Source organism: Microcoleus sp. FACHB-SPT15 (assembly GCF_014849525.1).
GTDB classification, from domain to species: Bacteria; Cyanobacteriota; Cyanobacteriia; order Cyanobacteriales; family Coleofasciculaceae; genus Symplocastrum; species Symplocastrum torsivum.
Genome location: NZ_JACJNU010000053.1, coordinates 148,980 through 161,761 on the forward strand (window position 1 = coordinate 148,980; position 12,782 = coordinate 161,761).

Below are 12,782 nucleotides of genomic sequence, written 5' to 3' on the forward strand. Positions count from 1 at the left end.
TTAACTACTAATAAATAAATTCCCAAGAGGTGAGAGAATCCGATATCAATGGTTCGGTTGCACCCACTTTGTCATTGCGATTATCTTGTTACATTAATTTGCAGAGACAAACACAGTTGAGAAAGAAACAACAAGCTGCTCCTCCATCAGTGGGAAGATGTGAGTGAGCCGTACCTAGGAGGTAAAAGGTGAACAACACATCCAATCAAGTTCCTGAATTTTTTGAAGGCGATGCTGACACCAACTTGCTATGGCAGTACGTGCAATCGATGAGTCCAGACACGATGGCTCGTCTATCTAAGCCGATGTCCTCTGAAGTGTTTCAGGTGATGGAACGCAATATTGTAGGGTTGTTAGGAAACCTTCCCTCAGATCACTTTGGCGTTACTATCAATACAAGCCGTGAGAACTTGGGGCGCCTGTTGGCTTCAGCAATGATTAGTGGATATTTTCTCCGCAATGCTGAGCAACGGATGGTTTTTGAGAAATCTTTGCAAACGGCTGAATCCCATTCTTCAGATGTGGGTTAGTAACCCAGTTGATACCCAGCAGCAACGATTCTTTTGAGGAAATACGACTATTGCGAATACACCGAACACTGACAGATCAGCAAGTGAGTCTGTCGGTTTCGACTATAGAAAAACAGCAACAAAGTCTTGACAAAGAAGCCTCTGCTGAAGTGGAGCAATCTGGGTTGGCAACAACTGCGCGATCGCATCATAAATCGCTTCTTGCTTGGTACGCTAAATTTGGTCGAGACTTGCCTTGGCGACGTAGCCGTGACCCTTATACCATCTGGGTGTCTGAAATTATGCTTCAGCAGACCCAGGTCAAGACAGTCCTTCCTTACTATCAGCGGTGGTTGTCGCAGTTTCCTGCGATTGAGCAGTTAGCCTCAGCCGACTTACAGCAGGTACTCAAAGCCTGGGAAGGTTTGGGGTATTATACCCGCGCTCGTAACTTACATGCCTGCGCTCAGGCAATCATGCAACATCACGGTGGGGCATTTCCCACACAGCTAGAAGAGGTCTTAGCTTTACCAGGGATTGGTAGAACAACAGCAGGGGGTATTCTTAGTGCGGCATTCAATCAGCCGCTAGCCATCTTGGATGGGAATGTTAAGCGAGTGCTAGCACGGCTAGAGGCTTTACCCGTACCACCAGCCAAAGCAACAAAACAACTGTGGCAACTCTCAGAAGCCTTACTTGACCGAGAAAATCCTAGAGACTTCAACCAAGCACTGATGGATTTGGGAGCGACTATTTGTACGCCCAAAAATCCTAGTTGCCAAAGTTGCCCTTGGACAATTCATTGTCAGGCTTACAATCGAGGTATTCAATCTCAGTTGCCCATGCGCGAAACTTCTTCTCCCTTACCTCACAAAAATATCGGTGTTGCCGTAATCTGGAACAACCAGCAGCAAATTTTGATCGATCGTCGCCGACCTGAGGGCTTATTAGGGGGGTTATGGGAGTTCCCTGGTGGTAAAATCGAACTGGGTGAAACCGTTGAAGAGTGTATTAAACGCGAAATTCTGGAAGAACTAGGAATTGAAATTGAGGTAGGCGATCGCTTAATTACCATCGATCACGCCTACAGCCACTTTCGCGTTACCCTCAACGTACATCACTGCCGCTACCTTACAGGAATTCCTCAACCTATTGAATCTGACGAAATTCGTTGGGTCACTCTAGAGGAAATTGACCAATTTCCCTTCCCAAAAGCCAATAGCCAGATTATTGCCGCCTTACGTCAAGAAAATGGGGAGATGAGGGGATAAGGGGATGGGGTGAAAAACTCCAAAGTTTATGTGTATTACCTCCCAATCTCCCAATCTCCCAATCTCCCTACCTCCCCATCCCTCTTCTCTCCTCCCTATCGATAAACTGGCAAGGTGAAGTGAAAGCACGCCCCTGTCGGCGCAGTATCTACCCAAATGCTGCCATAGTGGGCGCGAACAATTTTTTGGCAGAGTGATAAGCCTAAACCATATCCTTCTTTAGCTTCGTCTCGCTTGAGTCGGAAGTGGTTTTCAAAGACGCGATCGCGATTTTCTTCTGGAATACCAGGACCCTCATCGCCAATAGTCACCTGAATTTTCTGCGTCGTCCGGTGGAGAATTGAAACATGAATCTTGCCACCTGGAGCTGAATATTTAATTGCATTATCCAGTAAATTGACAAAGACTTGGCGCACTAATTCTTCATCAGCATAAACATAGGGTAAGTCTTGGGGAATATCAGTAATCACCTGCTGAGACTTGAGCTGAAACTGCTCACCCATCCGCTCTAGAACCTCCTGACAGAGTTTCCCCAAAAGTAATTTGTGAGGCTGGAGCTTCAATTCAGCACTGGTTCCCTTTGCAGCTTGAAGCAGATCTGTAATCATCCGATCCATGCTGCGAATTTGGGTACGAGCTTGCTCAAATAGCCGTTTTTTTATCGCTGGAGTCAACTGAGGGGCACCTGCCTCTTTGTGTGTCTGTTGCTCTAGTTCCAGGGTTTCTAGAGCGATTGAAGCCGCTGTCAGGGGGTTACGCAAGTCATGCGCCAACATTGACACCACTTGGTCTTTGAATCGCAACTGCTCAAGCAGTTCCTCTTTTTCTTGTTTGAGGCGAAAGATTTCATCAGACAGTTGAATCAATTCCACAGAAGCCGCAATTGAATTCGCGGCTGATTGTACTATTGGTGTTGAATTAGATGAGCTGATAGGTGATTGTAAACAGGTACCCGTGGACAGTCCCAACTCGTATTCTTCTACAGACCGTTGCCAGCGTGGCCACCAATTCTTTAGCTGACCGACCAAATTGCTACCAGCAATCGTCTGGCGAGGGTTCGGATGAATCTTAATCAGTGCTGGCGTTGCCACCAGCTTGAAATGCTCAGCCAAATAGGGCTGCTCCCCAACGTCCACGACTGTAAGCTCAAACGGATAGTCCACCTTCAACGTTTCGAGGTAACTGCGGATTCGCTGAATATGCTTCCGAGAACTAGGGCGTTCATCAACAAACAGCAGTAGCTGTAGTGATGCTTCCGAATCAGCTGACTTTTCAAGAGCTGCCTGCATGCAATTTGGTGTGAACACGAGGATCGTGGATAAGGCTCTAAAAACAGTTAGGATCAACTGTTTGTTGCCAGAAGTATGAACTTCCTTACAATTTAATATCTATTTTAGATTTTCTGCACTACTCATCCCTTATGGTGTTGACTTCTATTCGCAACCTGACGCGGCTGTGCGATCTCCCGTCCCTTTCGTCCTAAAATCTTAAAAGACCGTAATACTCCCAGCTTGCATCCGTTTTCGTTACCCATCGATTCAGAGTCCTATTCACCATGGCTACTGGCTACGTCGCTCTTGTTCTCCACGCCCATCTGCCTTTTGTCCGCCATCCCGAAAGTGATTATGTCCTCGAAGAAGAGTGGCTATTTGAGGCAATCACTGAAACGTATATTCCCCTCCTGCATGTATTTGAGGGGTTAAAGCAGGATGGCATTGACTTCAAAATTACCATGAGCATGACACCTCCCTTGGTGTCGATGCTGCGTGACCCGCTATTGCAAGAGCGCTACGACAAGCACTTGGCTTTACTGGAAGAACTAGTCCAAAAGGAAGCCGAGTTTAACGAACACAACGGTCATATCCGCTATCTGGCTGAATATTACGTTAACGAGTTCAGCCGGATTCGCAAAACCTGGGAACAGTATAAGGGTGACCTGGTATTAGCGTTTAAGCAATTCTTAGACAGCAACAACCTGGAAATCATCACTTGTGGTGCGACTCACGGCTACCTACCGCTGATGAAGATGTATCCTCAAGCGGTGTGGGCGCAAATTCAGGTAGCTTGTGAACATTACGAGCAAAACTTTGGTCGTCCGCCGAAAGGAATTTGGTTGCCGGAATGTGCCTATTATGAAGGACTTGATCGAATGCTAGCAGATGCTGGCTTGCGCTATTTCCTAACTGATGGGCATGGGATTTTGTATGCACGTCCTCGACCCCGTTTTGGCACTTATGCGCCAATCTATACGGAGACTGGTGTAGCGGTGTTTGGGCGTGACCAGGAATCATCCCAGCAAGTTTGGTCTTCGGAAGTTGGATATCCAGGTGCGGCGGAATATCGAGAGTTTTACAAGGATTTAGGTTGGGAAGCGGAATACGATTACATTAAGCCCTACATCATGCCGAACGGGCAGCGGAAGAACACGGGTATCAAGTATCACAAAATTACAGGACGTGGGCTTGGCTTAGGTGATAAGGCATTGTATGACCCCTATTGGGCAAGGGAAAAGGCAGCAGAACACGCCTCAAACTTTATGTTTAACCGGGAGCAGCAGGTTAATCATCTAGCTGGGATTATGCAGCGCCCCCCAATTATTGTGTCTCCCTATGATGCGGAGTTATTTGGTCACTGGTGGTATGAGGGGCCTTGGTTCATTGATTACTTATTCCGCAAGTCTTGGTACGACCAAAATACTTACGATATGACGCATCTGGCAGATTATTTGCACGATAATCCGATGCAGCAAGTCTGTAAGCCTTCCCAGTCTAGCTGGGGCTATAAGGGCTTCCACGAGTATTGGTTGAATGAGACGAATGCTTGGATTTATCCTCACCTGCACAAAGCGGCGGAGCGAATGATTGAGTTAGGACGGCGGGAGGCAGCGGATGAACTAGAGTGGAAGGCACTGAATCAGGCAGCGCGAGAGTTGTTGCTGGCGCAGTCGTCGGATTGGGCGTTTATTATGCGGACGGGGACGATGGTACCGTATGCTGTGAGACGGACGCGATCGCACCTGATGCGGTTTAATAAGCTCTACGAGGACATCAACATCGGCAAAATCGATAGTGGTTGGCTAGAAAAGGTCGAGGAAATCGACAATATCTTCCCCGAAATCAACTATCGGGTGTATCGACCGTTATAGAGTTCATGTGGCGAACACCAGAAGAATTGCTGGAGATTGGTTTAAGGCGATCGCGTGTTGTCATGATCAATGAAGCACACGATGGTCTCAAGCGCTGCATTCGCACCCGCCAGATTGGGCAACGGATACTACTGACTGCCCATAAGGCGGGTGTACGGCACTTAGCGATGGAGGCTTTGTCTCCGTTCTTTGTTGATGAGGCAAATCGCACTCGACAGTTGCCTGAAGTCAAAATAGGAATGGGTTATCTTCATCAACCGGATATGAGAGCCTTCATGCAAGCAGCGCTTGATTTGGGCTGGACACTCATTCCCTACGAAATCAATTTTCAGGAATATCCATTAAATTACCCCCTCTCAATGGAATACACCAATTTCCGAGAGGAGAAGCAAGCGAAGAATTTAGTCCAAGCACTACAAGATTTGCCCTCTGACACTCAACTTCTTGTCTGGTGTGGCAACGGACATCCTACAAAGGTAGCTGTGAAAGATTGGCTACCGATGGGCTATCAGTTCAAGCAGTTGAGTGGCATCGATCCCTTCGTCATCGATCAAACCTCAACAGTTAAGTCTTTCCAATGCTCACCAGAGCAACAGCAGCAGAGCGAACAATTTCTCAAGCAGTTTGCCTCAGAGTTGGTAAGGAAGAGTGGTACAGCAGGTTTCTTGAGAGAAGAAGCTCCTGCTTCTTTTTTCCAATCTACCGAAGGTGCAGATGCTTTCCTTGTCTCCCTTTTAAATGATTTGGAATAGCTGTCCTATGGAAAAAGTTCCAACACTTGAAAGTACAAGAGTTCTCTTGCGCCTTGCTTGCTTAGATGACGTTCCAGAGATTATTCATTACTACACTGACAATAAAGTTCATCTTGCCCTATTTGAACCGCTTAGATTTTCAGACTTCTATACAGAAAGCTACTGGTGTAAACAGGTGAAAGAAGCCCTGGATGACTTTAACACTGACCGCTCCCTGAGGCTTTTTCTTTTTGAGAAGGAGAATGAGAGCGTAATCATCGGGTCAATTAACTTTCGTAATTTTGTTCGAGGAGTGTTTCAATCCTGTACTCTGGGCTACAACCTGGCGGAAGCTTCTCAGGGAAAGGGATACATGACGGAAGCTTTAAAGGTAACTATCAGTTATGTATTTACTGAATTGAAGATGCACCGAATTATGGCATCTTACTTGCCACATAATCAACGTAGCGGTAGGCTCCTGAAGCGACTTGGATTTGTTGTTGAAGGTTATGCTCGTGACTATCTCCTGATCAATGGACAGTGGCAAGATCACATTCTCACGAGTTTAATCAACCCTCACTGGGAGTTAGCTTGATTGCTACTTTGCTCACATCCTTCGTATCAAAAATTGATTGCCACTTCGGCTAGCTCTTGTTTCTTCCAAAGTAGCTCCCAGCGTTTTGTCCAGATTTCGCATCTGGACATTAGAGACAGAGCGGATGATGCACCACGGATTCAGCTTGTCTTTGTAGGTCATGAGTATTTGTGTTGGTAGATGAATAGCAGAGTGCTTATTTGAGGAAAGCGATCGCAAAAACTGTGAACTGCATCTCTAGATATGCGATCGCCCATGTACACGGAACTTTCCTTGTTGTCAGCGTTCGGCACGTGCCAATTACCTGTATATTGTTTTACACGTGACAAGTGGAAAAGTCAATAGCAAATGTGTGGCACGTGCAATAATGCAAGGAGAGTCGATGTCACAACCAGAAGGGAATGACGGGCAAAAAAGAAAAGCCGAAGCGAGTCAGGACGACAATCAACGCAACGCTGAGCATGAAGGCAGAGGATTGGGAACTTCTGCGGGTCAAGGCGAAAGCGCTGGGGCTGTCAAGGACAGAATTAGTAACCCGACTGGCAAGAGGCGAGATTCAGACAGACACATTAATACTGAGCGAGGAACGATTTCTGGGGGAATCCTGCGCCAATTAATCGAGGAAACCCACGATCAATTGGCTGATTATCGCTCAAAGATCAATAAGCTGGAGAACAGATTGCTTCAGCTTGAGGAATTGTACGCACAGTTACAGGCAAAGACTGGAGAAGGCGAAGATGAGGAATTGCCTGATGAAGTGCAGGGGCAGTTAGAGGAAGAGTAGGTAAAGGCGATCGCGGTGATGAGGGGAAGGTATTACCCTTTGGTAGAAGACTGATCGCCTCCCAAAATTTGTTTTTTATGGTTGATGCGTTGCAATAGTGTTACTAGCTAGGTTCTTACTTAACTAAGCAATCAAATCTGGTTAGTGTTGAAGCTTCCTAAGGTCGGCGAGTGTATTTTTGTAATTATCTGTCTGTCCTTGTTGCTGGTAAAGGTCTACAGCTTTCTGATAATCTTCAACTGCCTTTTGCTTATCTCCTAAATCAGAGTAGGCAACACCCCGATTGTAGTAAGCATCGGCAGAATCGGGGGCAAGGCGAATAACTTGTGTATAGTCTTTGATCGCAGCTTGATAATTTTTTAGGTAGTAGTAGGTGATTCCTCGCTGGAGGTATGCTTCGATGTAGTTGGAATTACTGTTAATAGCCTGAGTGTAGTATTCAATTGCTCCTGTGGGGTCGCCTCTTTCAAACTTATTATCTGCTTGCTTGAAGAAGTCTTCAGCACTCATCTTTGGAGAAGAGGCAAGGTGTCCCAGAAACAGAAAAGTTGTAAGAATAGCTACAATAATGCCAACGAGTCGAGCAAGACTAGACTGCTGTCGCTGTAATTTTTGCTGTCGCTTTTCTTCCTGTTGCTGAGTAATTTTTTCCTGACGCTTCTGCCGAGTGATTTGCTGCACATCTTGATCTCTCAAATTCAAAGACTGTTGTAGAGTCCTTAACCTTGTACGGACTTGAACAGTGAGAGGATACTCTCGCTGAATTTCTCTAGAAAGCTCATTTTCATATTGCTGTAATTTTTGTTGATACTCTCCTTGTTTTTGGCGGGTAATTTGTTTCTCAATCGGTGCTGTATCTTTATCCTTAAGCATCCAAGTTTGCTTAAAATCATTTAATCTCTCATAAGCATGAACATCAATAGAATAATTATTCTGTAATGCCTCAAAAAAATGCTGTTTATATTCATCTATTTTTTGCCCGTACCGTTTTAGCTCATTGACTCTTTCTTCAATACCCTCAACAATCTCTACAAACGCTTTATCACGATTTGTCCAGTCCGTCACAGGTTTACGATTCTTTGGCAAAGGTTCAAAACTACTAAAGGGTAAGTTTTGCCAACTAGAGATTGGGCGGAGGAGAACAGGGATAACTGGAACTTCTTCCTCTTCACTACGACTTACTACATGATTAACTACAGTATGCCAATGAACGTTCTCTAGAATCAGAGAAACAAAATCTGGACTAATTAGTAGCACGATTATGTCAGCTCTATTAAACTGTTCAAAATCCTTAATATTTCCATCCTGTTCAGATTCAGGTTGGTGTCTTAACCCAATCATATCTACACCTAGCGGTTTCAAGACACTGAGGTGGTTTTCTAGACCTCTTAGGGGGGTTTTGTCTTTACGAGATTGAGAGTGTGCGAAAAAAATTTTGATATCTTTGGTAGAGTTCGGCGATAAGGACATGAGTAAAATGTTTTACTGAGGTCAATAGCTAACTATGGTAATCCGAAAATTTAATTCCTTGTGATTGCATTACCGAACAACTTCTTAACAGATTTAATGGCAGTATCTTGAATATTTAAGTTTAAGGATAATTTGTAGTTAGCTCCTCTACTTTTTGTCTAATGTCTTCAGCAATACTGAAGAAAGCTTCTTCCCGCTTTGTCCAGCTAGTTACAGGTTTACCATTTCTGGGCAAGGATAAGAGTTCTTCGCAAGACAGTGCTCTCTTCCAGTTCGCAACTAACTTGAGTTCTATAGGGATGACACAATCTTCTCCAGCTTTGTATCTTTCCATTGCCTGCTTAACTTCGTAGTTGCGGTGGTACTCCGAACTTATAAAACTTCGACTAATCAGTAATAAAATCAAACGAGCTGATTTCAAGTGCTTACTAATCTCGCTTTGCCTGTTTTTCCCTGCTCCAATCTTGCCGTCGTGCCACACTGTAATGTAGTCCAACCCGCTGAGGCTCTCCTCTAGCTGATCTCGTAATTTTTCATCTTTAGGAGAGTAAGAGAGGAAAATTTCAATGACTTCAGGAGTTGGGGTTGGCTCAGAAGCTTGATGAGCATTTGTCTTAAATATATCAAATGGAATGTCTTGCCAAATTTTTTCAAGAGCTTCTATGGAAATGGCTACTCCTTTTTCACTCTCACCTATTCGATGGCTGACTATTCCCAAAACATAGCCATTTGATTCATCTACTACAGGCGAACCGCTACAGCCAGGTTGCAAGTGATACTCATCAATAGTCTTTAAGTCCCAAGTTCTGACACGGTTCGTTTGCCCTCTATACTTAAATCCTGTTTGCCCAGCTAGATTGCCTCGAATTTCTCTAATCAAAAAGCCTTTATCAAAAGACTGATAGCCAGCTGTAATGAAAGAGGTTCCTTTCTCACCAGACACCCGCAAACTCAATGATGGTTTGTCAAATAGTCCTTCAACACGCAAAACAGCTAAGTCAATGCCATCTGCTTCACCAGAAGCAATCACTATAGCGTTGCTCCCATCAGCTTCTACTTGATCTTGTCCCCCGACATCTCTCACCACATGAGCACAAGTTAGCAGATAGGTTGCGTGTTTATCCTGGTGAACGACAAACCCAGTACCAAAGCGATTATTATCAGGAGTGCTACTGCTAATCAAAATAACTGAGTCTTGTAGCTTTAAACTCATCTACATTAAGCCTTGGGTTTAAGTACCAGTTTGACAGTTAAATTAGCAGATGCCTTGGACTTCGTCACGTAGAGATTCCCTTCTCCCTCAAAGTTGAAGGCTAGTTGAATTTCAGCTTGTTCAATATTCATATCTTGATTAATTTCCTTCCAAGCAGCGGCGATAGGACGGCAAGTTTTAACCAAAATGGGTCTAATCTTATCAAAAGTCGCACTAACCCTATCTGCTGCACCACCAGAAATGGGTTGAGCTTGCTCTGGAGGTACTTCTACCTCTACTAAAATGCCATCCTCAAGTTCAATAAGTTTAGTCGCCACTAATATTTCCTCTTAAAACAAATTTAAAGCATCTCAACCTTAACCTTAATGCAAGCTTTGAGACAATCTCACTGGAGAGGGCAAGCGCACGGCGGCTCTAGCCAAAGATCTAATCGCTTTTTGCAATCCGCAAAATGTTAGAAGTGATCGCAGCAAAGACAAGCAAAACATTTCACCCTGATCACTTCTAAAAATCAAGAGCAACTCGTCCTTGGGTTGTCGGCTGCGAAGCGCTTTGCTAACGGTCAACGCCACTTCTTCTTTAATCCTGACGAGCCTGTAACCAAGCGTCCAGATCAGCGGGTTCTGAAAATTCTAATAGTGCCTCACCCAAATCTTCTAGCTCTTGCGTCGCTAGCTCTCGAATTTGTGCTTCCAGTTCCGGCTCTACCCTACCAAGCCGACGTGTCAGCAGGCGCATAGTGTATGCTAATGCCTCTTCCTGCTTTCCTTCTTCCAAAATTTCTTGGTAAATAACAGATTCCCGCATAATTCCTCCAGAGAAAAGTTGGCGAATTAAATCCTTCTTAAACCGTAAACCTGCTAGTAGTTGAGTACAGTTGGAAATTACCTGTTGCTGTTCTGGTTCCTCTATCTTACTGACCTCAACTGCTACTCGACTCAGCAGTTGAGCCGAGTCCTCAGCCGCACAGAGAACTGCCAGTGGTAGCAGTGCAGTATCTTTTAGCAATGGCTCTGGGTCTTGTTCCCACATCCGCACCACATTGTAACGATGCCGCGTTCCTTCGAGGTGGAATTCACTCTCAACTTCGGCAGCAGCGCTTGAGTATTTGAGCATTACAAGGAATTGTGTCACAGGAAGTCGATAACTACGGTGAAGCCGTACCCAATAATCCAGCATCCGCAGTGACAAAGGTGGTTCTGTTTCGCCCTTGACTTGAAATTCAATCTGCAATAGCCGTTGCTGGGTAGGTAAATTAGCGACAAAATCCGCACGAATTGGCTCAATGCTCAATTCGGTTTTCAAGACTTCTATCGATTCAGGAGTAGTTCCAAATAACCAATTAGCGAAGCGGTCAGGATAAGTTTCTGAAAGATATTTACAGGTATTGTCAAAAGACATGGTTATTCAGGTTATATTGCACTCCTTTTACCCGATTATCTGTCATAAATGCCCGAATTTTGGCATTAAACCCGGTTAGCACTAGGAGGAAGAAAGGAGGTTAGCGAAGCGTTTCCCAAGAAGAATCGCTTATGTTTTTGGTAATGCGATCGCTCATCTAGCGAACTCAAGTTGGCAAAGATACCCCAAGGTAACTATCCTCTAGAGTCTTCTTCTTTTTCTACATTCAACGGATTAACTGACAAAACTATCCGGATACAACAGACAAAGCCCTGAAAGACGAAAAGGCAAGACTGTTAGAGTCATGCTTTAAACCATTGAAAAGCATACAGGGTATCACTTTTGGTCTTTTGTCAGTCAACCATCCACCTTCAAAATGAAAGCGATTTCTTAGGGAATAACTCTACGCTACCGGAAGCGAAGGTGAGGACAGTCTCCGCAAACACTTCACACAATCCCGATGCCGACAACATTCGCGTGACGCATAGCTTTTATCGGCACCCCGACAACTCGATAAGTACTAATACTTAAAACACTCTTTTTACAATTGTTTCACAAAAAAGAGTGCTTTCTTGACAAGTTGTTCACATTCATTCTCTAGATTAGGAAAAGGTATCGGAATGTTAAACGAGATAAGCAACATGCCTGAGTATCAATGGAAGCTGACAATCGTAGAACGCAACTTATTGCTTTCTAATTGGAGCAAGCTTATTCCAGAAGCACAAGAGCAGATGCTATGGGAAGCCGACGACTTAATGAGAGATTTACCTCTACCAGACAGGCAACGGTTGCTTACATCCCTTGAAATGCTACAAGACCATATAGCAGAAGATTTGCAGCAGAGGATTCAGCGGATTTTGAGCAGAGAGCTAAATGGTGATATCCGAAAAGCGCTTGAATCTAGTATCCAGAATACTGCCATCTCAGGAGGCTCGTCGCTATTGGTCGAATCAGCCAGCTAGATAGTCAAAAGCTGATACAACTCTATAGGGGCTGGAATAAATACAAACTAGGTAGGGACGTACAACTGTGCGTCCCTATTTAGCATTTCTGCAAGCTCAATTGTTAATTTATAGACACTCTACAATTAACGCTCGTCTACTACAATTTTGTTAGTTTGCTTCTAGCTTTTGCTTACCACTTTTTGTAGGGTAGAAACTTTCCTGACATGATGACTTTAACGCGATCGCCTTTTGGATCTTCTTCTTTCTCGATATCCAAAGTAAAATCAATCGCACTCATGATGCCATCGCCAAACTTTTCATGAATCACTGCTTTCATGGGCATTCCATACACCTGCATAATCTCATAGAATCGATAAACTAATGGGTCAGTGGGAATAACTGGGTCTAAAGAGCCTTTCACAGGAAAGTCTGTTAGTTCTGCTACCATCTCTGGTTCTAAACCCAAAGCCGAGATAATTTTACTCGCCTCATCTTCAGAAGCACTGGCTTGACGATAAAAAACCGCTGAAATCCATACTTCATCCCGTCCAACTATCTTCTCTAAATCAGCAAAGGTTAGTCCTTTTGCCTTTTTGGCGGCTAAAAGCGCTGAAGTAATTTCTGGAATAGACACAAAAAAACTCCTCATCGTTGCTGTCAGTGAGAGACAGCTTTGTAGCCCTATTCAAGCGGTTGTGCAGTCCTAAAAACTGTAGCAA

The 12,782-nt window shown here is 44.5% G+C and carries 14 protein-coding genes; 7 read left to right on the forward strand and 7 right to left on the reverse strand.

Annotated elements, in window-relative coordinates; translation table 11 throughout:
- Positions 1 to 188 precede the first annotated feature (188 nt).
- Entirely contained in the window at positions 189 to 530 is a 342-nt protein-coding gene (locus H6F98_RS19705) for a DUF760 domain-containing protein (RefSeq protein ID WP_192220397.1), read from the forward strand.
- A 50-nt stretch (positions 531 to 580) separates the two neighbouring features.
- Positions 581 to 1,780, forward strand: coding sequence for an A/G-specific adenine glycosylase (gene mutY, locus H6F98_RS19710; protein ID WP_396812624.1), 1,200 nt, complete (start codon positions 581 to 583; stop codon positions 1,778 to 1,780).
- Positions 1,781 to 1,875: 95 nt separating this feature from the next.
- On the opposite strand, the gene H6F98_RS19715 is transcribed toward mutY, so the two are convergent.
- On the reverse strand, positions 1,876 to 3,069 hold the full coding sequence (locus H6F98_RS19715; RefSeq protein WP_192220398.1) for a histidine kinase: 1,194 nt from the start codon (positions 3,067 to 3,069) through the stop codon (positions 1,876 to 1,878).
- A gap of 266 nt (positions 3,070 to 3,335) precedes the next feature.
- Here H6F98_RS19715 and H6F98_RS19720 point away from each other — a divergent pair, with 266 nt between their 5' ends.
- Genes H6F98_RS19720 through H6F98_RS19730 form a run of 3 tightly spaced genes read left to right on the forward strand, consistent with a single transcriptional unit; the run spans position 3,336 to position 6,251 of the window.
- Positions 3,336 to 4,925, forward strand: coding sequence for a glycoside hydrolase family 57 protein (locus H6F98_RS19720; RefSeq protein ID WP_192220399.1), 1,590 nt, complete (start codon positions 3,336 to 3,338; stop codon positions 4,923 to 4,925).
- A gap of 5 nt (positions 4,926 to 4,930) precedes the next feature.
- Entirely contained in the window at positions 4,931 to 5,677 is a 747-nt protein-coding gene (locus tag H6F98_RS19725; RefSeq protein WP_192220400.1) for a hypothetical protein, read from the forward strand.
- 7 nt (positions 5,678 to 5,684) lie between these two features.
- A complete protein-coding gene (locus H6F98_RS19730) occupies positions 5,685 to 6,251 on the forward strand; it encodes a GNAT family N-acetyltransferase (protein ID WP_192220401.1) in 567 nt (188 codons plus the stop codon).
- A gap of 12 nt (positions 6,252 to 6,263) precedes the next feature.
- Here the strand turns inward: H6F98_RS19730 and H6F98_RS19735 are convergent, their stop codons facing one another.
- Positions 6,264 to 6,413 (reverse strand): hypothetical protein, encoded by a 150-nt coding sequence (locus tag H6F98_RS19735; RefSeq protein WP_192220402.1) that lies wholly within the window; start codon positions 6,411 to 6,413, stop codon positions 6,264 to 6,266.
- Positions 6,414 to 6,633: 220 nt separating this feature from the next.
- On the opposite strand from H6F98_RS19735, the gene H6F98_RS19740 reads away from it, so the two are divergent.
- Positions 6,634 to 7,035 carry a hypothetical protein gene (locus tag H6F98_RS19740; protein WP_192220403.1) on the forward strand — a complete coding sequence of 134 codons (402 nt, stop codon included), beginning with the start codon at positions 6,634 to 6,636 and terminating at the stop codon, positions 7,033 to 7,035.
- A 141-nt stretch (positions 7,036 to 7,176) separates the two neighbouring features.
- Here the strand turns inward: H6F98_RS19740 and H6F98_RS19745 are convergent, their stop codons facing one another.
- The 4 genes from H6F98_RS19745 to H6F98_RS19760 form a co-directional block, all read right to left on the reverse strand.
- Entirely contained in the window at positions 7,177 to 8,505 is a 1,329-nt protein-coding gene (locus tag H6F98_RS19745) for a tetratricopeptide repeat protein (RefSeq protein WP_192220404.1), read from the reverse strand.
- A 121-nt stretch (positions 8,506 to 8,626) separates the two neighbouring features.
- Positions 8,627 to 9,718: a trypsin-like peptidase domain-containing protein gene (locus H6F98_RS19750; RefSeq protein ID WP_192220405.1), complete on the reverse strand. Its 1,092-nt coding sequence runs from the start codon at positions 9,716 to 9,718 to the stop codon at positions 8,627 to 8,629.
- A gap of 5 nt (positions 9,719 to 9,723) precedes the next feature.
- Complete coding sequence (locus tag H6F98_RS19755) at positions 9,724 to 10,035, reverse strand: CU044_2847 family protein (protein WP_192220406.1); 312 nt, start codon at positions 10,033 to 10,035, stop codon at positions 9,724 to 9,726.
- Between the two features lie 262 nt (positions 10,036 to 10,297).
- Positions 10,298 to 11,119 carry a DUF4351 domain-containing protein gene (locus H6F98_RS19760; protein WP_192220407.1) on the reverse strand — a complete coding sequence of 274 codons (822 nt, stop codon included), beginning with the start codon at positions 11,117 to 11,119 and terminating at the stop codon, positions 10,298 to 10,300.
- Between the two features lie 641 nt (positions 11,120 to 11,760).
- On the opposite strand from H6F98_RS19760, the gene H6F98_RS19765 reads away from it, so the two are divergent.
- A complete protein-coding gene (locus H6F98_RS19765) occupies positions 11,761 to 12,081 on the forward strand; it encodes a hypothetical protein (RefSeq protein WP_242058610.1) in 321 nt (106 codons plus the stop codon).
- A 172-nt stretch (positions 12,082 to 12,253) separates the two neighbouring features.
- Here H6F98_RS19765 and cynS read toward each other — a convergent pair whose 3' ends face one another.
- Positions 12,254 to 12,697 (reverse strand): cyanase, encoded by a 444-nt coding sequence (cynS, locus tag H6F98_RS19770; RefSeq protein WP_313929900.1) that lies wholly within the window; start codon positions 12,695 to 12,697, stop codon positions 12,254 to 12,256.
- Between the last annotated feature and the right edge of the window lie 85 nt (positions 12,698 to 12,782).